The sequence below is a fragment of the Chachezhania antarctica genome, assembly GCF_003646465.1.
Lineage (GTDB): Bacteria > Pseudomonadota > Alphaproteobacteria > Rhodobacterales > Rhodobacteraceae > Chachezhania > Chachezhania antarctica.
Genome location: NZ_QZEX01000015.1, coordinates 45,827 through 66,677, shown reverse-complemented (window position 1 = coordinate 66,677; position 20,851 = coordinate 45,827). Strand labels below are relative to the sequence as shown.

The following is a 20,851-nucleotide window of genomic DNA, read 5'->3' as shown; positions in this document are numbered from 1 at the left end:
TACCAGTTTCACAGGGTTGGGTAGATCGGGAAGTCTTGGCACAGGGCCATGGCGTCTTCCTTGACCTTAGCTTCGACTTCGCCGTTGCCCTCGGGGCCATTGGTGGCGAGCCCGTTCAGAACGGTACAGATCATCGTGCCGATCCGGGCGAACTCTGCGGCGCCGAAGCCCCGCGTGGTGCCCGCCGGCGTGCCAAGACGGATGCCCGAGGTCACGGTCGGTTTTTCGGGGTCGTTCGGCACGCCGTTCTTGTTGCAGGTGATGTGTGCACGGCCCAGGGCCTGTTCGGCCTCGTTCCCCTTCACGCCCTTGGGGCGCAGGTCGACCAGCATCAGGTGCGTGTCGGTGCCGCCAGACGTGATGGCAAAGCCGTCATCGACCAGCGTTTTCGCCAGAATCTGCGCGTTTTCAATGACCTGCGCGGCATAGGTCTTGAAGCCGGGCTGCAACGCCTCGCCAAAGGCCACGGCCTTGCCGGCGATGGCATGCATCAGCGGCCCGCCTTGCAGACCCGGGAAGATGGCCGAATTGATCTTCTTCGCGATCGCTTCGTCATTCGTCAGGATCATGCCGCCCCGGGGGCCGCGCAGCGTCTTGTGCGTGGTGGTCGTGGCCACATGCGCATGCGGGAACGGCGACGGGTGCAGACCCGCGGCGACCAGCCCGGCGAAATGCGCCATGTCGACCATCAGGATCGCACCGACCTTGTCGGCCACTGCGCGGAAACGGGCGAAATCGATCTGGCGGGGATAGGCCGAGCCCCCGGCGATGATGATCGTGGGCTTGTGTTCGACAGCCAGCGATTCAAGTTGGTCGTAGTCGATCAGATGCGTTTCCGGATCAACGCCATAGTGCACAGGATTGAACCATTTGCCCGACAGGTTAGGCTTGGCGCCATGGGTCAGGTGACCGCCGGCGTCGAGGCTGAGGCCAAGGATCGTGTCGCCCGGCTTTGCCAGCGCAAGGAACACGCCCTGGTTCGCCTGGCTGCCCGAATTGGGCTGCACGTTGGCGAAACCACAGCCGAACAGCTCGCACGCGCGTTCGATGGCCAGCGTCTCGACCTCGTCCACGTACTGGCAGCCGCCGTAGTAGCGACGCCCCGGATAGCCTTCGGCGTACTTGTTGGTCAGCACGCTGCCCGCCGCATCCAGCACGGCGCGCGAGACGATGTTTTCCGACGCGATCAGTTCGATCTCGTCCCGCTGACGGCCCAGTTCGCGGCCGATCATGGCCGCAAGGCCCGGGTCCGTCTGGGTCAGAGGCGTTTCAAAGAATGTTTCAGACGCACCTGAGGCGCGCGGTGACTCCGCAAAATCTTCCATAATTCCTCCGGTTCATTTGTCGCTGCGTGTTACGTCACGCGGCGGCGCGCTGATTTTCGGCAAGTCGCGCGCTGACTGTATTTGCGATCCGGTCCAGTTCCGGCGACGTGACGCCCAGCTGATCCCCGATGAGCTTGACCAGCAGATCCACACGTTCGATGTGATCGGCCCCGCCATCGACGGCCCGTGCGGCGGAAGACGGGCGCAGAAGCCCTTCGGCCGCGTTGGCGTATTTCTCGAACGGCACAAGATCTTCGGGATCGGCGCCCAGTTTGCGGATGATCGCATCGACCTGGGTGTAGATCGATTGCGACAGGTCCAGATCCCCCTGCACCGCTTCGCGGATCGCCTGCACACCGTCCGGCAGCACGCAGCGGTAATTGCCGGTCAGCAGCATCGACCATTTGGCGAAGGGAACGAAGAGCGAATCGAACACCCGAAGCTTCACGGGGACGTCCTTGCCATCGACACGCAGCGCATCGATGTCCTCGGCCAGGTCCCTCAGGATCTGCGTGTGCTGCGGCTTCTCGAAAGGCGCTGCCTTGAAGTTCGTGGGCAGCCCGACATGGAGCACGTTCGCGCCCTCTTCGGCCAGCCGGTAGGCTTGCGGGTCCGGGCTGCACAGCGTCACCCGGCCGGGTTCCAGCGTGTTCCAGACGTCCGCGCAGGTGAAGCTGGATTCCAGCGTCGACGTATCCAGCCCTTCGATCCGGCGCAGGAACGGCAGCGGCGGCATGTTCATAATCGACAGGCACGGCAGGCCGGCCCCGCCGATACCGCGCAAGACGGCCGTGATGGCGTCGTTGCAGTACTGCGGCTCGGACATCGCGAGAACGCCCAGATCGTAATCCGACGCCACGACATCCTCTGGCGTGACGGCATTCATCGTGCCCGGCAGATCGTTGGATCGGAACGACCGGTGGTCGTCTTCGTCGCGCAGTTTGATGCGGACGTCGGTGCCTTCGGCATTGATCAGTTCGGCCGTGGGCTTGCGGCAAACCAGAGTCACGTCATGGCCTGCCATGACAAACTTGGTGCCCAGAAGCGAGCCATAGGACGCACCCAGAATAACGATCTTGTATCCCATGCGACATCTCTCCCAAGCGTGGTCTTCATCGTTCTTGGAGGTAATATACTTTCAAAAAATATCTGCTCCACGAAAAAAGGGTAAACGTGTATGCTGTGAACACAACAAACCAACATTCCGTAATGTTGTAAGGAACAGATGATGGTGAAGACCCTGATCGGCCCCAGGCTGCGGCAACTGAGACGCGAACGGAAGCAGACCCAGGCCGAAATGGCCAAGCAACTGGGGGTCAGTGCGTCCTATGTGAACCTGTTGGAGAATAACCAGAGATCTCTTTCCGTTCAAATGCTTATGAACATTGCCGACACCTATGCCATCGATTGGCGCGATCTTACGCAGGACGAAAGCACCCGGCACATCGCCGATCTGCGCAACGCGGTGCAGGACCCTGTCTTCAACGGCGAGAAACCGGACCTGCAGGAGATTCGCGGCGCAATCGACCATGCCCCGCGACTGGTCGACAACTTTTTACAACTTTACGACGCGCACCGGTCGGCGCTTGAGAAACTGATGACGCTGGGCGGTGCGGAAAGCGCCAGCGAACTTCTGAAATCGTCGCCCGAGGCGCTGATTCACGACTTCTTCCGCGATCACCGGAACCACTTTCCGGACCTTGAAAGCGCGGCCGAAAATGCGTGGAACGGGCGCTTCACGACGCCCGAGAATCGCTATGCCGAGCTGCGCGACAAGCTGAAGGACAAGCACGGGATCCAGGTCGAGGTCCGCCGCATCGGGGACATGGGCGACGCGTTGCGCTACTACGACGAGGCGGCGCGGGTGGTGTACCTGTCGCAGGCGCTCAACAACTCGAACCAAGTGTTCCAGCTGGCCCATGTCCTGTGCGTGGTCGAGTTCGGGGACATCATCACCGACTATACCGAAAAGAGCGGCTTCGATTCGCCCCAGGCGCTGACGCGGTTGCGGGTGGAGCTGGCGAACTATTTCGCGGCCGCCTACCTGATGCCCTATGACGGTTTCCTGGCCGAGGCCGAAACCACCGGCTACGACATGGACCGGATCGCCGCCGCTTTCGGGACATCCTTCGAACAGGTCTGCCAGCGGGTCACGACGCTCCAGCGTGAAGGGGCGCGGGGCGTGCCGTTCTTCTTTATGCGAATCGACAAGGCGGGGAACGTGACGAAGCGGTTCAACTCCACCTCGTTCCACCTGGCCGAACATGGCGGATCCTGTCCCGTCTGGAACATTCACACAGCGTTCTACACGCCCGGCGTGATCATGCCGCAATTCGTGGAAATGCCGGATGGCGACCGATACTTCACCATCAGCCGGACCGTGCACCGCCCGGTTTTCAGCGAGGAAACGCAGGACAGGCGCCTGACGCTCGCGCTGGGGTGCGAGGCCGGATACGCGCACCGGATCCGCTATGCCTCGCGCTACAATTTCGACGACCCGCAGCTATATGCACCGATCGGCATCAACTGCCATCTGTGCCCGCGGCAGGCCTGCACGCAACGGGCGCATCAGCCGCTCTTCACCGAACTGCCGATGGATGAAAACCGGCGCGGAAGCACCCGGTACGAAAGCTAAAAAAGGGGGCCCGAAGGCCCCCTTTTCCATTCCCCAGCAGGACGGATTGCGATTACTCGGCAATCTTGACCGTCTTGCGCCTCTTCAGGAAGCTGTTGACGATCGGGTAGCAGATCAGCGCGACCGCCAGCAGGATGACCGTGAGCGAGATCGGACGCTCGAGGAAGGTCATCGGATCGCCCTGGCTTCCGATCAGCGACTGACGCAGCGACTGTTCGGTCAGGGGCCCGAGCACGATGGCCAGAACCGCGGGTGCGACCGGGTAGTTCAGCTTGCGCATCAGGTAGCCCATGCAGCCCAGGAAGAGCATCAGCCAGGTATCGAACATCCGGTCCGTGGTGGCGTAGACACCGACGGTGCAGAGGATGAAGATGATCGGCGCCAGCACGCTGAAGGGCATGGCCAGAACACGGATGAAGACCGGGATCAGGGCAATGTTCAGGACGACCGTCACGAAGTTGGCGACATACATCGACCCGATCAGGCCCCAGACGAAGTCCGGGCTTTCCGCGAACAGGAGCGGTCCGGGACGCAGGCCCCAGATGATCATGCCGCCCAGAAGGATCGCCGTGGTGGGCGAGCCCGGGATACCCAGCGTGAGCATCGGAAGCATCGAGCCGGTCGAAGCCGCGTTGTTGGCCGCTTCCGGTGCCGCGACACCGGCCACGTTGCCCTTGCCGAAGCTGTCACCGTCTTTCGAGAATGTCTTGGCCAGACCATAGGACATCAGCGCGGCAGGCGTTGCACCGGCGGCCGGCAGCGTCCCCACGAAGAAGCCGATGAAAGACCCCATCGTGGCAGTGCCGAAGTACTGCTTAACCTGGCGCAGATTGTCGACGATCCTCTTGAAGCCGATCTCGACCTTGTGCATCTGGATGCCACCCTTGGTGTGCTCCAGTGTCCAGATCATCTCGCCGATGCCGTAGATGCCGATGGCCAGAACCAGGAACTCGATCCCGCGCTGGAAGTCGACCATGTCGAAGAAGATCAGACGTGGCTTGCCCGAGATGATGTCGAAACCGACGGTCGCCATGACAAGGCCGATGAGGATCGAGAAGATCGTTTTCGGTATGTCATCCCCACCCAGCCCGATGAAGGTTGCGAAGGCCAGAAGCATCAGCGCGAATTCTTCCTGTGGACCGAACTTCAAGGCGAAGGCCGCCAGCGGCGGTGCGAAGCCGGTGAATAGGATGACCGAGATCGTGCCGCCGATGAACGATGCAATGGCCGCGGCCATCAGCGCCTGATCGGCCTTGCCCTTCTGGGCCATCGGCCTGCCGTCGAAGACGGTGGCCACCGCTGTCGAGGCGCCCGGGATCCCCAGGGTGATCGAAGATACCGCACCGCCGTACATAGCGCCGTAGTAAAGGGCGGCCAGGAAGATGATGGCCGATGTCGGCGGCACCAGGAAGGTGACGGGAAGAAGGATGGCGACGCCGTTGACCGACCCGAGGCCCGGCATGGCGCCGATGAACAACCCGGCCAGACATCCCAGGAAGATCATAGCGAGGTTGAGCGGCTCGAAGGACTGAAGCAGCCCGGCGCCCAATAGTGTAATTATGGAGTCCATTTGGCGTTTTCCCTGCTGGAGTGCAGTTTTTTTGTGGGCAACTTCAGTACATGAGAGAGTAGCGGAAGTCGTCGACGTGCAGCATCAGGTTCTCGAAGAACGGCAAACCGCGCGGGAGATACTTGTTCAGTGCGACCTCGAAGAGCATGTAGACCGCCACCGGAACACCAATCATCACGCCGATCGTCACCGGCCAGCCGTGGCGCCCGAGCACTTTCACGTAGAAGAGCAGGAACAACATCATCGAGAAATAGAGCCCGATGATCGAGCTGAAGAGGAGCAGACAGAAGATGGCTGCAACCGTGACCCCGACCATGAAGATGGTGTCCGGGTCGATATAGGGATCCTCGTTGCGGGATTCGGGCGTGACTCCCTTGAACCAGCGGACCAGGGTCCAGACCGAAGATCCGGCCATGCCAAGGGACAACCAGAAGGGCCACATGCCGGCACCGGGTCCGACGCCTTGGACCCAGCCGATGGTCAGATCGTCGCTGTAGACGGTCCACATCAGGCCGAGTGACGCCAGAAGCATGCCAAAGCCCATGAGCAACTCTGCCGTACGAACGTTCATTGAATACCTTCCCTTGCGGACTGTCGTTGGAATTCGTTGTTTCCTGTGGTCAGCACCGCAGCCGACCAGCCAGACGAGTTTGCTTGGTTGCTCCGGGCCTGTTTGACGGGCCCGGAGCAGGTATCACATCACTTCGACATGATGGCGTCGGCGCCCACGGACTCGATCAGCTCTTCGTGACGCTTGAGCTGAGCTTCGTGGAAAGCGGAGAGGTCGTCACCGGTCAGGAACTGCTCGCAGGTCAGCCCGTCGGATTCGCAGTAGGCCTGCCATTCCTCGGAGTTGAAGAGTTCCTCGAACAGGTTCTGGTACCAGGCGATGGCTTCCGGATCCATTCCGGCCGGCCCCGAGATCGAGCGCTGCATGTAGTACTCGATGTCAGCCCCCAGTTCCTTGGCGGTCGGCACGTCCTCGAACGGAGCGGTACGTTCGCCGTTGAACTGGACGAGAGGCTTGGCATTGCCCGCGCGCCAAAATTCCATCTGTTCAGACGGGTTGTTGACGGTGGAATCGACCTGGTTGCCGACAAGGTTCTTCGCCACCGTGCCGCCACCCGGGAACGGGATGTAGGTCACGTTGTAGCCAAGTTCCTTTTCCATCATCGCGGTCAGGATCGAATCTTCCTGGCCCATGCCGGTGCCGCCTACTTTCCAGGCGCCATCCTTTTCCTTCACGGCCGCGATATAGCTGTCGAGGTCGGTGATATCTTCGTTCTCGGCGTTGACCCAGAGAAGGAAGGTATCCATTGCCATCCGCCCGATGGGGGCGAAGCTGGTCACGTCGATTTCCAGCTCTTCCTGGATCAGCGGCGTGGTGTAGAAGCTGTTTAGCGCAACCAGCAAGGTGTGGTTGTCGCCTTCCTTGCCCTTCATGTAGGACAGCGCTTCCGCGCCGGACCCGCCGGGCTTGTTGATCGGAATGAAAGGACGCGGGCTCATGCCGTTCTTCTGGATCAGGCCCTGCAGCAGGCGCGCGATCTGGTCTGCGCCACCGCCGGTGCCGGCCATGATGATCAGCTCGACAGGCTTACGAGGCTGCCATTCCGCCAGTGCCGCGGTACCCGACATGGCAAGTGCAGCGGCACTCATCGTCAATGCTTTCCAAATTTTCATAGTATCCTCCCTTGGATTCAGAACTTTGGACTTCAGGTGCTGGTGTCTCCGCCTGCCGATCTTGAGTTTTGGTTTGGCTAGGCTGTTTCGGAGAACACCGGGTCGTTCCAAGTCTCTCTCTTTCCTCCTTCTTCTTCTCTACTTCCTCACTCAGTGAACCATGATCACCGGGATCGTCGCCTCCTCCACCACAACGGCAGAGTTTCCTCCGAGCAACGTCTCGCGTTCATAGCTCTCGTGATATGCGCCCATGACGAGCAGGTCGGCCCCCACCTCACCGCTCTTGGACAGAAGTTGGCGCCCGGCGGACCCGCGGACATCGAAATTCACGATGCCTGCAGTCACGCCCCGGACTGCCAGGTAGTCCTGAAACTCCTCGGCCGAGGCCGCGTGTTCAGAACCGCCACCGGTCAGGATCGTTACCTGTCCGGCGTTTTCGATCAGCGGCACCGCCAACGCAGCGGCACGGGACGCCTCCAACGACCCGTTCCACCCGATGGCGACGTGCTTGCCCAGATCGGGGCTGACCTGATCGGACTCGGTGCAAACCAGAACCGGCCGTCCCGAAAAGAACAGGGCTTCCTTCAACGTGTTGAAGCCAAGGTTTTCTTGCTTGGACGGCTTGGCCACGCAGATCAGATCGGAAAGGCGGCCGAAATGGCGCACCGCGTCCACCTGCTTGCCGACATATTCGTACCAATTCGCTGTCGGCTTGCCCAGTTCGGGCGCCTGCTCGCTGACGCCGTGCTTGGCGGCGTCAGCCGTGAATTTCGCGTGCAGGAAATCCTCATCGCTGCCGGCGCTCGCTTCCGAGGCGGCCTCGATCTGTTTGCGAAGGAAGGCCGGCACGACAACGCCATAGGGCATCATGTCGTCGACCTTCGGATGGCAATGCACAACCTTGACATGCGCGCCAAACCGCTTTGCCAGCGCCGCGGCGTGGGCAAAGAGCACAGGCCCCCTGCCATCGCCGCGAACAGGCATCATAATGGTATGAAGCGTGCTGCTGGGCATTTGATCAGAACAACCCGTCAATCAGGCCGTCGTCATTGATGCAGATCGCTTCCGCCGACGGAACCTTGGGCAGACCGGGCATGGTCATGATCTCGCCGCAGACAACCACGACGAACCCGGCACCGGCCGACAGCCGCACTTCGCGGATCGGCAGGCTGTGGCCCACCGGCGCGCCGCGCCTGTTCGGATCGGTCGTGAAGGAATACTGGGTCTTCGCCATGCAGACCGGCAGGTCGCCATAGCCTTGCGCTTCCCATTCCTTCAACTGGTTGCGGATTTTCGTGTCGGCCACCACTTCGTCCGCGCGGTAGATCCGCTTGGCGATGGTGTCGATCTTGTCGAACAGCGACATGTCGTCGGGATAGAGAGGAGTGTAGTTCGCCTCGCCGCTTTCCACGATTTCGACGACCTTGTTCGCCAGATCGGTGATGCCCTTGGAGCCATCGGCCCAATGCTTGCAGAGGATCGCCTCGGTGCCCTGGGTTGCGACATATTCCTGAACCGCGGCCACTTCGGCATCGGTGTCGGTGACAAAGTGGTTGATCGCCACGACCGCTGGCACGCCGAACTGCTTGAGGTTCTCAATATGACGGCCAAGGTTCGGGCAGCCCGCTTTCACGGCATCCACGTTCTCGGCGCCCAGATCGGCCTTGGCGACACCGCCGTTCATCTTCATCGCGCGCACGGTGGCCACGATCACGACCGCCTCGGGCTTCAGGCCCGCCTTGCGGCACTTGATGTCCATGAACTTCTCGGCGCCAAGGTCGGCCCCGAAGCCGGCTTCGGTCACGACATAGTCGGCCAGTTTCAGCGCGGTGGTGGTTGCCACGACCGAATTACAGCCATGCGCGATGTTCGCGAACGGGCCGCCGTGAACGAAGGCCGGGTTGTTTTCCAGCGTCTGCACCAGATTCGGCTGCATGGCCTGCTGAAGCAGCACGGTCATGGCACCGTCGGCCTTGATGTCGCGGCAGTAGACGGGCGTCCGGTCGCGGCGGTAGGCCACGATGATGTCGCCCAGGCGCTTTTCAAGATCGGCCAGGTCGGTAGCCAGGCACAGGATCGCCATGACTTCCGACGCCACGGTGATATCGAAGCCGGCTTCCCGCGGGAACCCGTTGGCGACACCGCCCAGGTTGCAGACGATCTGGCGGAGCGCACGATCGTTCATGTCCATAACGCGGCGGTAGACCACGCGGCGGATGTCGATCTCCAGCTCGTTGCCCCAGTAGATGTGGTTGTCGAGCATCGCGGCCAGCAGGTTGTGGGCCGAGGTGATGGCGTGGAAGTCACCGGTGAAGTGGAGGTTCATGTCCTCCATCGGAACGACCTGGGCGTATCCGCCACCGGCCGCGCCACCCTTCATGCCGAAGCAGGGGCCGAGCGAGGCTTCGCGGATGCAGACGGCAGCCTTCTTGCCGATGGCATTCAGGCCGTCGCCCAGACCCACGGTCGTGGTCGTCTTGCCTTCGCCTGCGGGCGTCGGGTTGATGGCGGTCACCAGAACCAGGTGGCCGTCGGGCTTGTCGGAGAGCGACTTGATGAAGTCTTCCGACACCTTGGCCTTGTCGTGGCCATAGGGGAGCAGATGCTCGGACGGAATATCCAGCTTGGCACCGATCTCCTGGATCTGTTTCTTTGTCGCGGCGCGGGCGATTTCGATATCGGACATGAGTAATAGTTCCCGAAATTTGAGTGTGTTTTAGCTACCGAGTGTGTCGCCGGCTTTCAGTCCGGTCGACGCGGCCCATTCCGAGGCAGACATCTTTGCCTCTCCCGCCGGGCGCACGCGCTTTACGAGGATCCGGCCGCCTACGCACTGGACCGAAATTCCGTCATCCGTGATCTCCCGAATACGACCGGAAATGCCGTCACCCGACACCAGCTCGCAATCGAAGATCCCGACCTCTTCCCCGTTCAGCGTGGTCCACGCGCCGGGCGCGGGATTGGTGCCGCGGATCAGGTCGTAGACCTGCTTGACCGGGCGATGCCAGCTGACCTGGGCATGGTTCTTGTTGCAGCGACGCTCGTAGGTCGCCTCCGCCTCGTCGGCCACGATCCGCGGCGGATTTCCGTCACGGTAGAGGTCGACGACCGTCAGCACGGAGTCGACGGCATGGGGGTAGATCTTCTTGAAATAGAGATCGATCACCGTGTCGTCGGGGCCGATGTCGCATTCCCACTGGAGCAGGCTGTCGCCTTCGTCCAGCCCGTCGGACGGGTAGAACCAGGAATAGCCGGACTTGGTGGAGCCCATGATGATCGGCCAGTTGACGGCCGACGGTCCACGGTGCAGAGGCAGAAGCGACGGGTGGAAACAGATCGAGCCATGGGTCGGCGTGTCGCGCGCCGCTTCGGGAACGAAGACGTTCACGAAGGCCATGACCATCAGGTCGGCATTGTAACCGGCCAGCGTGTCCAGGGTCGCCTGGTCGTCGAAATTCGCGGGCTGCTCGACCGGAAGACCCTTCTCAAGCGCGAATTCCTTGATCGGATCGACGGGTTTGCCGTCCTTGTCGGGCTCGCAATAGACGGCCACGACTTCGTCCGTTCCAGTCTCAAGCAGCTTGGCCAGCACGTCTTTACCGAAGGCCTGCTGCCCCATAACGATCAATCGCATTTTCGTCCTCCCGGGACACGGGGCATCCGTTCTTGCGCCGGATCACCCCGTTTGATTCACAAATTTACTCGGCGGCCTTTTGGTCGACTTTGCCCACCGCACCGGATTCCACGATCTTGGCCAGCGCCTCGCCGTCGTAGCCCAGCACGTCGCGCAGGATTTCGACGGTGTGTTCGCCCAGAAGCGGCGAACGGGTGACTTCGACAGGGCTGTCCGACAGCTTGATCGGGCACCCGACCGAGGTGTACTTCCCGCGCTTCGGGTGATCGATGTCGACGATGGTGCCGGTCTTGCGCAGGCCCTCGTCCTCGATGATCTCCTTGGTCGACAGGATCGGACCGACGGGGATGTCGAGCGGGTTGCAGATGTCCATAACCTCGAACTTGGTCTTGGTCATGGTCCATTCTTCGACACGCGCGAAGATCTCGTCGAGCTTGTCGAGCCGCTCAGCCGGGGACTTGTAGCCTTCCTTGGTCTTCCACTCGGGCGCGCCGATCACGTCACAGACGCGCTCCCAGACAGCCGCCTGGGTGATGAAATACGTGTAGGCGTTCGGGTCGGTTTCCCAGCCCTTGCACTTCAGGATCCGGCCCGGCTGACCGCCGCCCGAGTCGTTGCCCGCCCGCGGCGTGGCTTCGCCGAATTCGATGCCGGCGCCGTATTGCGAGTATTCCTTCAGCGGGCCCGCTTCCAGACGCTGCTGGTCACGCAGCTTGACGCGGCAAAGGTTGATCACGCCATCCTGCATCGGCGCCAGAACCTTCTGGCCACGACCGGTGCGGGTGGTCTGGAACAGGGCCGTCACGATCCCCAGAGCCAGGTGCAGACCCGTGCCGGAGTCGCCGATCTGCGCGCCGGTCACCGTCGGCGGGCCGTCAAGGAAACCGGTGGTCGAGGCCGAGCCACCGGCGCATTGCGCGACGTTCTCGTAGACCTTGCAATCCTCGTACTTGCCGGGGCCGAAACCCTTGACCGAGGCCAGGATCATGCGCGGGTTGATCTCCTGGATACGCTCCCAGGAAAAGCCCATGCGATCCAGCGCGCCGGGGGCGAAGTTTTCCACCATCACGTCGCAGGTTTCGATCAGCCGGGTCAGAACTTCCTTGCCGGTTTCGTTCTTCGAGTTCAGCTCGATCGACCGCTTGTTGTGGTTCAGCATGGTGAAGTAGAGCGAATCCGCGCCCGGAACGTCCACCAGCTGCTGGCGGGTCGCGTCACCGACGCCGGGACGCTCCACCTTGATCACGTCTGCGCCGAACCAGGCGAGAAGCTGGGTACAGGTCGGGCCTGACTGCACGTGAGTGAAATCGAGGATCTTGACCCCTTCGAGAGCTTTCATAGTAGTGCCTCCGCGGTCACTTAACCGTTGATTTTCTTGGCTTGCGGGTAGCGCTGCTGCGCCACGACCGAAGACGGGTTGAGGTTGCCGATATTGCCGCTTTCCTTGCCGGCGCCTTCGGCAATCACGGCATTGATGAGCGTCGGCTTCCGGCTGGCGAAGGCTTCCTTGATGGCCTGGCGCAGCGCATCCGGGTTGTCGACGGTCACGCCAACGCCACCGAAGGCCTGGATCATCAGGTCGTAGCGGGAGTCCTTGACGAACACGGTGGTCGCGGGATCTTCGCCGCCCGACCAGTTGGTGCCGTCGCCACGGTAGATACCGTTGTTGTTCATGATCACCGTGCAGACCGGCAGGTCGTAACGGCAGACCGTTTCGATCTCCATGCCGCAGAACCCGAAGGCGCTGTCGCCCTCGACGGCCAGGACCTGGTTTCCGGTTTCGACAGCCGCCGCGATGGCGCTGCCCATGCCGATGCCCATGATGCCCCAGGTGCCCACATCCAGACGCTTGCGCGGCTTGTGGATGTCGACGATCGAACGGCACTGGTCCAGCGCGTTGGCGCCTTCGTTCACCAGAACCACGTCGGGGTTTTCGGCGATTAGTTCCTTGATGACGCCCAGCGAGCCCTGGTAATCCATCGGCGAGTTGTTGTTCTTCAGCCGCGGCGCCATCTTGGCGACATTGCCTTCGACCTTCGAACGCACCGCGCCGGTCCATTCTTCGGACGGCTTTTCCCAGTTCCCGCCCATCTTTTCGAGCAGGGCCGTGGCAACCGAACCAACATCACCGATCAGCGGGGCGCTGATCATCTGGTTGCTGTCCATCTCGGTCGGTTCGATGTCGATCTGGACGAATTTCTTCATGCCCTTCTCGCCCCAGCCCGGGCCCTGCCCGTGGCTCAGAAGCCAGTTCAGGCGGGCACCGATCAGGAAGACGCAATCGCTTTCCTTCAGCACCAGCGACCGGGCCGCGGCAGAGCATTGCGGATGGGTGTCGGGCAGCAGGCCCTTGGCCATCGACATCGGCAGGTAGGGGAAGCCCAGCGTTTCGACCAGTTCGCGGACCTTTTCGTCGGCCTGCGCGTAAGCCGCGCCCTTGCCAAGGATGATCAGCGGCTTCTTGGCCGATTTCAGCACGTCGAGCGCACGATCGAGCGCCTCGTCCGACGGTACGCTGGCGGGGTTGGGGTCAACCACCTTCATCAGCGACTTCGCGCCTTCGGCCGCGTCCATCACCTGGCCCAGAAGCTGGCCCGGCACGTCGAGGTACACGCCACCGGGACGGCCCGTCAGGGCGGCACGGATGGCCCGGGCAACGCCCAGACCGATGTCTTCGGCATGCAGGATACGGTAGGCGGCCTTCACGTGGGGCCGTGCGATGGCCAGCTGGTCCATCTCCTCATAGTCGCCACGCTGCAGGTCGACGATCTCGCGCTCGGACGAGCCGGAGATCATGATCATCGGCCAGCAGTTCGTCGTCGCATGGGCCAGCGCGGTCAGTCCGTTCAGGAAGCCCGGCGCCGAAACCGTCATGCAGATGCCCGGCTTCTTGGTCAGGAACCCGGCCGCAGCCGCGGCATAGCCCGCGTGCTGTTCGTGACGGAACGACAGGACCCGCAGTCCCTGCGCCTGCGCATACCGGCCAAGGTCGGTGATCGGAATGCCGGGGACATTGTAAATGGTCTCGACACCGTTCAGCTTCAGCGCGTCGATCAGAAGATGGAAGCCGTCGGTTTGGCTTTCCTGCGCCGGCGCTTCGGTGCTGAAGTCCTTTGCTGCGGTGGCAACGTCCATTGGTGTCCTCCCTTGGTGCCTGGGCCGGAACGCTTTTCTCTCTTTGCGTCCGTCTTCCTAGGCGGTGTTCAAGTTGTCTTTGCTCAGGTTGTCTTTGGTCGAGATTTCCAGACGCATCCACGTCCGACGAACGTGGTCGTGAAGGCGCATCGTGTGTTCCCGGACGCGCAGGGCGGCCAGTTCGGGATCACGCGTTTCCAGCGCCTCGATGATCTCGGCATGATCGACGATCGAACGGTGCAGCCGGTCCCCTTCCCCCATTGCCCGCAGCCGAACCGCGTGCATGTGGAGGAACAGGGCATCGGCCATCGTCTTCAGCATCGTGCATTTCGAGATCTCGAGAATGCGCTGGTGGAACTTGATATTGTCGTCGGAGTACTCCGAGATGTGGGTACTCGCCGTTTCGCCCGTGTACTTGGCCGCGATCTTGCGCAGGGATGCGATCTCGGCATCCGTTGCGGTCTCTGCTGCCAGTCGGGCCGCCATGCTTTCCAGCGCGGCCCAGGCAATGATCATCTCGAGGATCTCTTCCCGGCTCTTGCGCCGCACGTAGATCCCCTTGCGCGGAACCACCGACACCAGGCCGTCGCCCTCAAGACGCGCGATGGCGTCCCGCAGCGGCGTGCGCGAGATACCCAGCTGCTCTGCGAGCGAACGCTCGTCGAGCCTCAGGTCAGCATCTCTGGCGTAGATATCCATTTCGGTAATGGCCTCGCGCAGCCTGTCGTAGACATGGTCCTTCAGGGTGAAGTTGGTCGCGATCGGTCGAAGCTTCATGCCTCTGGTCTCCCCGTCATGAGTGCGATCTGCGACGCTGCCCTGATCTTGTGGTATACCATAGACCAGCCATTCTGAGCACGCAATTGTCTTTTGCGGTCGTTCTTCGCTGCAGTTGCACAGTTTGTATTTGGTGCACCACCATAACACCCTGTTTTTTCGATGTCTTTCATCAAAGGACTTTCTACACATTCCGATGGGCAGATATGATGGCAATCCCTGCAACCTCAGTAAAACAAAGAGGTTATTTAGGCCATGCGGCGTGATGGAGCCCGTCGGACAACCAGGAAAGGCCAGATTTTATTGCGCTGCGGCGTGAATTCAGCGTCCCGAACCCCCCCATCATCCGCCTTAGATTCGATAGCGCGCTTTTGCCGGCCAGCAGCCACTTGATGAACGGGAACCACCGTGGTATTTGGCATACCAAGGGAATGTAGATCACCTGACGGGCGTAAGGAGAGACGTCCTTTCGGCGATCCGACACATAGCGGGGGACACAGACCGACATGCTAATACGCGCAACAGACTCCGTGCTCGTCGTCATCGACATGCAGGAGCGGCTGGTTCCGGCGATGCAGGCCCCGGCCCGGACGATTCGGAACACCAAGACGCTTCTTGCCAGCGCGCAGGAAGTGGACGTTCCGGTTATCATGACGGAACAGTATCCGGCCGGCCTTGGCCACACGGTGCCGGAACTGAAACCCGCACCCGGGACCACGGTCCTGAGCAAGGTGCACTTTTCCTGCATGGAAGACGATGCATTTGCAGCAAAGTTCCGCGGGCTGAACCGCAAGCAGGCGGTTCTGGCAGGTATGGAGGCGCATATCTGCGTCGTCCAGACCGCCGCCAGCCTGATCGAGGAAGGCTACGACGTCTTCGTCGTCTCTGATGCGACCGCCTCGCGGACGCTCGAAAGCGAACAGGCGTGCCTCGCGCGCCTCAACGCCAGCGGCATCGGCATCGTCACGACGGAAATGGTCGTGTTCGAATGGCTGGGCCAGGCCGGCACGCCGGCATTCAAACGGCTTCTGCCGCTTATCAAGTAACTCCAAACCAACTGCGGCCGGAACGGCATACTTCAAGGGAGGAATTCCAAGCGTGAATATTCATGAATACCAGGCGAAAGCGCTGCTTCGCCAATACGGTGCACCGGTCAGCGACGGCCGCGCCGTAACACGGGCCGAAGAGGCCAAGTCGGCCGCCAGCGAACTCGACGGTCCGGTCTGGGTGGTCAAGGCGCAGATCCATGCCGGCGGCCGCGGCAAGGGCAGCTTCAAGGAATGCGATGCCGGCGAAAAGGGCGGCGTGCGCGTCACCAAGTCGGTTGAAGAAGCCGCACAGGAAGCCAGCCGCATGCTGGGCCGTACGCTGGTCACGCACCAGACGGGCCCCGCGGGCAAGCAGGTGAACCGTATCTATATCGAAGACGGCTCGGCCATCGCGCGCGAACTGTACCTCGCCCTGCTGATCGACCGTGTCACCAGCCGCGTGGCCTTCGTGTGTTCAACCGAAGGCGGGATGGACATCGAGGAGGTCGCCGCGTCGACGCCTGAAAAGATCCTGTCCTTCTCGGTCGACCCTGCCACCGGGTTCCAGGCCTTCCACGGCCGCCGCATTGCGTTCGCTCTGGGGCTGGAAGGCGCCCAGGTGAAACAGTGCGTCAAGCTGATGGGCACGCTCTACAAGCTGTTCACCGAAAAAGACATGGACATGCTGGAGATCAACCCGCTGATCGTGACCGAGGGCGGCGACCTGATGTGTCTCGATGCCAAGATGGGCTTCGACGGCAACGCCATCTACCGCCACCCCGATATCGGTGCGCTGCGCGACGAATCCGAAGAGGACCCGAAGGAGCTGGAAGCGTCGAAGTTCGATCTGAACTACATCGCGCTGGACGGTGAAATCGGCTGCATGGTGAACGGCGCGGGCCTTGCGATGGCCACCATGGACATCATCAAGCTCTACGGCTCGAACCCGGCCAACTTCCTTGACGTGGGCGGCGGTGCCACCACCGAGAAGGTGACCGAAGCCTTCAAGATCATCACCAGCGACCCGAACGTGAAGGGCATCCTCGTGAACATCTTCGGCGGCATCATGCGCTGCGACGTGATCGCGGAAGGCGTAGTGACGGCGGTGAAGGAAGTCGGCTTGAAGGTGCCGCTTGTCGTGCGCCTCGAAGGTACGAATGTCGATCAGGGCAAGGAGATCATCAACTCCTCGGGCCTGAACGTGATCGCTGCGGACAATCTCAAAGACGGCGCCGAAAAGATCGTGGCCGCGGTGAAAGGGTAATCGAATGGCTGTTCTTATCGACGCAAACACCAAGGTGATCTGCCAGGGCCTGACCGGCTCGCAAGGCACCTTCCATTCCGAACAGGCCATCGCCTACGGCACCAAGATGGTCGGCGGCGTGACCCCCGGCAAGGGCGGGACCGAACATCTGGATCTGCCCGTCTTCAACTCGGTCCACGAGGCGAAGCATGTGACCGGGGCGAATGCCACGGTGATCTACGTGCCGCCGCCGTTCGCGGCAGATTCGATCCTCGAAGCTATCGACGCCGAGATGGAAGTGATCGTGGCGATCACCGAAGGCATCCCGGTGCAGGACATGATGCGCGTGAAGCGCGCGCTGATCGACAGCACGTCCCGGCTGGTCGGCCCCAACTGCCCCGGCGTGATCACGCCCGGCGCCTGCAAGATCGGCATCATGCCCGGCCACATCCACAAGCCCGGCACCTGTGGCGTGGTCTCGCGCTCGGGCACGCTGACTTACGAGGCCGTGGCCCAGACCACCGCGGCGGGCCTTGGCCAGTCGACATGCGTGGGCATCGGCGGCGACCCGATCAAGGGAACGGAGCATATCGACGTGCTGGAATGGTTCCTTGCCGATGACGATACGCATTCGATCATCATGATCGGCGAAATCGGCGGTTCGGCCGAAGAAGAAGCGGCCGAGTTCCTGAAGTCGGAAGCCAAGAAAGGCCGCAAGAAACCGGTTGCCGGTTTCATCGCCGGCCGTACGGCGCCTCCGGGCCGCCGCATGGGCCACGCGGGCGCAATCGTCGCCGGCGGCAAGGGCGGTGCCGAGGACAAGATCGAAGCCATGCGTTCGGCCGGGATCGTCGTTGCCGAAAGCCCCGCCGGGCTGGGCGAGGCCGTTCTCGAAGCCATTGGCTGATAGCCTACGGGCGGCGGCGTGCGTGTCATGCCGCCACCCATACCAACGACGATCAAGAAGGCTCCTGCGACCGCCCACGATATTCTCACGCCATCCGACGGGGCCCATGACGACTGGAACGACACGCGCAGGGAGTCACCGCATTGGCCATCACCTCAGTCCTGGATCGCACCGCGCCGCCCGAAAAACCATCGGATGACGGCATCCGCTTCCTTGGCAGGTTGCTGGGCCAGGTCCTGCGCGCGCAGGAAGGTGACGAGGCTTACCGCATCATCGAAAAGATCCGCGTCGCGTCAGTCGACTATCATCGCAGCGGCGACGCCCGGCATTACGCCGATGTGCAACAGACCTTCGACGGTTTGACAGAAGCCCAGACGCTTCAGGTCGTCCGGGCGTTTACCTATTTCCTGCACCTCCTGAACATCGCGCAGGACCAGGAAGTGCTGGCCTCGGGCCGTGCCGAAGGCTCGCAGATAGGCGACATGCTGGAAGAGCTGCGCGCCGTGGGCTTTACCGAAGACCAGATCAAGAGCTTCTTTCAGGAAGCGCTCATCTCCCCCATCCTCACCGCCCACCCGACCGAGATCCGCCGCCAAAGCACCATGCGGTCGGAATTTTCCATCGTCCGCCTGCTGGACGAACGGTCGCGCGCGAAGGCGGTGGGGCTGGATATCAAGGCCATCGACATCACCATCGAGCGCGAGATCGCGACGCTGTGGCAGACGCACATGCTGCGGCGCACGAAGCTGACCGTGAATGACGAGATCCGCAACGGGCTGGCCTATTTCGACCATACCTTCTTCCAGGCCGTGCCCAAGATCATGACAGCCGCGCAGGAGGCGATGGACCTGCCGTTCACAACGCCCATGCCCCCTTTCCTGCGCATCGGCACGTGGATCGGCGGCGACCGCGACGGCAACCCGTTCGTGACGGAAACCGTCCTGCGCGATGCCTTCCGCCTCCAGGCCGGCCACGCGCTGGCGCACTACCTGTCGGAAGTCGACGCGCTTGGCAGCGAATTGTCGATCTCCACCCGGGTCATGGGCGTGAACGACGACATCCTTGCGATGGCCGAAAGATCGCCCGACGCCTCGGGCCACCGGATGGACGAACCCTACCGGCTGGTGCTGAGCACGATCTTCGCGCGGCTGGCCACGACGTTGCAGGAGATCGACCCGGACGCCCCCCGCCCCCGCGCCACGTTCGAGGCCGGTGCCTATGGGCAACCAGAAGAATTTCTGGCGGATCTCGATGCCATCGACGTATCGCTTCGCACCAATCAGGGGGAGATCATCGCCACCGGCCGCCTGCTGGACCTGCGCCGCAAGGTGCGCAGCTTCGGGTTTCATCTGGCGACGGTCGATCTGCGGCAGAACTCCTCCGTGCACGAGGCGACGGTGGCCGAACTGTTCGAAGCCGTGACACCGGGCACGGGGTACAGCGACCTCTCTGAAGACGACCGCATCGCGCTGCTGCGGCAGGAACTGAACTCTCCGCGCGCCCTGCGCCGCCCCTACTGGACCTATTCCGACGCCACCGAAGACGAGATGGGCATCCTGCGCGCGGCGCGTGACATCGTGGAGCGGTTCGGCCCCAAGGCGATCACGACCTCCATCATCTCGAACGCGCAGAGCGTGTCGGACGTGCTGGAACTGCTGGTCCTGCTGAAGGAGGCAGGTCTTGTCGCGCCCGATGGGACCTGCGCGCTGGCCGTGGTGCCGTTGTTCGAAACAATCGCCGACCTGCAGGTCGGCCCGCAGGTCATCAGCGACCTGATGGACCTGCCCGAATACAAGCGCGTCGTCGATGCGCAGGCCAGCACGCAGGAAATCATGCTGGGCTATTCCGACAGCAACAAGGATGGCGGTTTCGTCACCTCGGGCTGGGAGTTGTACAAGGCCGAACGGGAATTCGTGAAGCTCTTCAAGGCCCGCGGCCTGAAGCTGCGCCTGTTTCACGGGCGGGGCGGGTCGGTCGGACGGGGCGGCGGGCCGGCCCGCGACGCGATCATCGCCCAGCCGCCCGGCGCCGTGGATGGCCAGATCCGGTTGACGGAACAGGGGGAAGTCATATCCTCCCGCTATTCCAATGCCGAGATCGGGTTCAGCCACCTGGAAACGCTCGTTTCGGCCACGATCCAGGCGTCGCTGCTGCCCGGTCAGGATCTTGTCACCGACAAGGCCGAGGCGATCTTCGAAAGCCTGTCGCACCACGCCTTCCGCGCCTATCGCGAGCTGGTGTTCGAAACCGAGGGGTTCGAGGACTTCTTCTGGTCCTCGACCATCATCAGCGAGATCGCGTCGCTGAACATCGGCTCCCGCCCCGCCTCCCGCGCGAAAACGCGGGAGATCACGTCGCTGCGGGCGATCCCGTGGGTCTTCAGCTGGGCGCAATGCCGGATCATGCTGCCGGGCTGGTACGGGTTCGGGACGGCCGTGGCGGAATGGGAGAAGGACAATCCCGGCGGCGCATCGACCGAACTCGCGAACCTCTACCACGACATCCCGTTCTTCACGGAGATGATCTCCAAGATCGAATCCGTGATCGGAAAAAGCGACCTGACCATCGCCGCGCATTATGCCGACCTTGTCGAAGACAAGGCGCTGCGCGACCGGATCTTCTCGCGCATCACGGCGGAATGGGAAGCGACGGTCGACGCGATAGAGAAGATCACCGGCAAACGGCCTGTCACCGAAAGCGACCGCAGCCCCTACCTGAACCCGCTGAACCACATCCAGGTGGCGCTGCTGAAGAAATCCCGGTCAACTGATGAAGCGTCCGAGCGTCTTCAGCGCGGCATCCTGCTGTCGATCAACGGGGTGGCATCGGGCCTGCGCAACACGGGCTGACAGGCCCCTGCCACGAAAACGCAAATCGCCGCCGGACCTTCCAGTCCGGCGGCGATTTCTTTGGG

At 62.2% G+C, this 20,851-nt stretch carries 17 protein-coding genes; 5 read left to right on the top strand and 12 right to left on the bottom strand.

Features of this window, described 5'->3' with window-relative positions:
• Positions 1–8: 8 nt before the first annotated feature.
• Together glyA and D4754_RS21145 are read right to left on the bottom strand one after the other, a co-directional pair.
• Entirely contained in the window at positions 9–1,325 is a 1,317-nt protein-coding gene (gene glyA / locus D4754_RS21150) for a serine hydroxymethyltransferase (RefSeq protein ID WP_121067813.1), read from the bottom strand.
• A 34-nt stretch (positions 1,326–1,359) separates the two neighbouring features.
• Positions 1,360–2,412, bottom strand: a complete 1,053-nt coding sequence (locus tag D4754_RS21145; RefSeq protein WP_121067810.1) for a ketopantoate reductase family protein — start codon at positions 2,410–2,412, stop codon at positions 1,360–1,362.
• A gap of 141 nt (positions 2,413–2,553) precedes the next feature.
• Here D4754_RS21145 and D4754_RS21140 point away from each other — a divergent pair, with 141 nt between their 5' ends.
• Positions 2,554–3,960: a helix-turn-helix domain-containing protein gene (locus D4754_RS21140; protein WP_121067807.1), complete on the top strand. Its 1,407-nt coding sequence runs from the start codon at positions 2,554–2,556 to the stop codon at positions 3,958–3,960.
• Between the two features lie 52 nt (positions 3,961–4,012).
• Here the strand turns inward: D4754_RS21140 and D4754_RS21135 are convergent, their stop codons facing one another.
• The 10 genes from D4754_RS21135 to D4754_RS24145 form a co-directional block, all read right to left on the bottom strand.
• Positions 4,013–5,464: a tripartite tricarboxylate transporter permease gene (locus D4754_RS21135; protein WP_420837226.1), complete on the bottom strand. Its 1,452-nt coding sequence runs from the start codon at positions 5,462–5,464 to the stop codon at positions 4,013–4,015.
• Positions 5,465–5,573: 109 nt separating this feature from the next.
• A complete protein-coding gene (locus tag D4754_RS21130) occupies positions 5,574–6,101 on the bottom strand; it encodes a tripartite tricarboxylate transporter TctB family protein (RefSeq protein ID WP_121067800.1) in 528 nt (175 codons plus the stop codon).
• Between the two features lie 128 nt (positions 6,102–6,229).
• Complete coding sequence (locus tag D4754_RS21125) at positions 6,230–7,189, bottom strand: Bug family tripartite tricarboxylate transporter substrate binding protein (protein WP_240453970.1); 960 nt, start codon at positions 7,187–7,189, stop codon at positions 6,230–6,232.
• Positions 7,190–7,363: 174 nt separating this feature from the next.
• Positions 7,364–8,200: a universal stress protein gene (locus D4754_RS21120; RefSeq protein ID WP_240453969.1), complete on the bottom strand. Its 837-nt coding sequence runs from the start codon at positions 8,198–8,200 to the stop codon at positions 7,364–7,366.
• Positions 8,201–8,231: 31 nt separating this feature from the next.
• A complete protein-coding gene (locus tag D4754_RS21115) occupies positions 8,232–9,899 on the bottom strand; it encodes a formate--tetrahydrofolate ligase (protein ID WP_121067789.1) in 1,668 nt (555 codons plus the stop codon).
• A gap of 30 nt (positions 9,900–9,929) precedes the next feature.
• The gene (locus D4754_RS21110) at positions 9,930–10,847 is read right to left on the bottom strand and encodes a methionyl-tRNA formyltransferase (protein WP_240453968.1); all 918 of its coding nucleotides are present in this window, start codon (positions 10,845–10,847) and stop codon (positions 9,930–9,932) included.
• Between the two features lie 64 nt (positions 10,848–10,911).
• Positions 10,912–12,186, bottom strand: coding sequence for a formyl-CoA transferase (gene frc, locus D4754_RS21105; RefSeq protein WP_121067782.1), 1,275 nt, complete (start codon positions 12,184–12,186; stop codon positions 10,912–10,914).
• 20 nt (positions 12,187–12,206) lie between these two features.
• Positions 12,207–13,982 (bottom strand): oxalyl-CoA decarboxylase, encoded by a 1,776-nt coding sequence (gene oxc, locus D4754_RS21100; RefSeq protein WP_121067779.1) that lies wholly within the window; start codon positions 13,980–13,982, stop codon positions 12,207–12,209.
• Positions 13,983–14,039: 57 nt separating this feature from the next.
• Positions 14,040–14,759 (bottom strand): GntR family transcriptional regulator, encoded by a 720-nt coding sequence (locus D4754_RS21095; protein WP_121067776.1) that lies wholly within the window; start codon positions 14,757–14,759, stop codon positions 14,040–14,042.
• Positions 14,756–14,932: a hypothetical protein gene (locus D4754_RS24145; RefSeq protein WP_163026017.1), complete on the bottom strand. Its 177-nt coding sequence runs from the start codon at positions 14,930–14,932 to the stop codon at positions 14,756–14,758. Before D4754_RS24145 ends, D4754_RS21095 begins: the two co-directional genes overlap by 4 nt.
• A gap of 357 nt (positions 14,933–15,289) precedes the next feature.
• Between D4754_RS24145 and D4754_RS21090 the strand changes: the two genes are divergently transcribed.
• The 4 genes from D4754_RS21090 (at position 15,290) to ppc (ending at position 20,786) form a co-directional block, all read left to right on the top strand.
• Positions 15,290–15,805: a hydrolase gene (locus D4754_RS21090; RefSeq protein WP_240453967.1), complete on the top strand. Its 516-nt coding sequence runs from the start codon at positions 15,290–15,292 to the stop codon at positions 15,803–15,805.
• Between the two features lie 52 nt (positions 15,806–15,857).
• Positions 15,858–17,051 (top strand): ADP-forming succinate--CoA ligase subunit beta, encoded by a 1,194-nt coding sequence (sucC, locus tag D4754_RS21085; RefSeq protein WP_121067770.1) that lies wholly within the window; start codon positions 15,858–15,860, stop codon positions 17,049–17,051.
• A gap of 4 nt (positions 17,052–17,055) precedes the next feature.
• Entirely contained in the window at positions 17,056–17,937 is an 882-nt protein-coding gene (gene sucD / locus D4754_RS21080) for a succinate--CoA ligase subunit alpha (protein WP_121067767.1), read from the top strand.
• 143 nt (positions 17,938–18,080) lie between these two features.
• Entirely contained in the window at positions 18,081–20,786 is a 2,706-nt protein-coding gene (gene ppc / locus D4754_RS21075; RefSeq protein WP_163026016.1) for a phosphoenolpyruvate carboxylase, read from the top strand.
• The last annotated feature ends 65 nt before the right edge of the window (positions 20,787–20,851 follow it).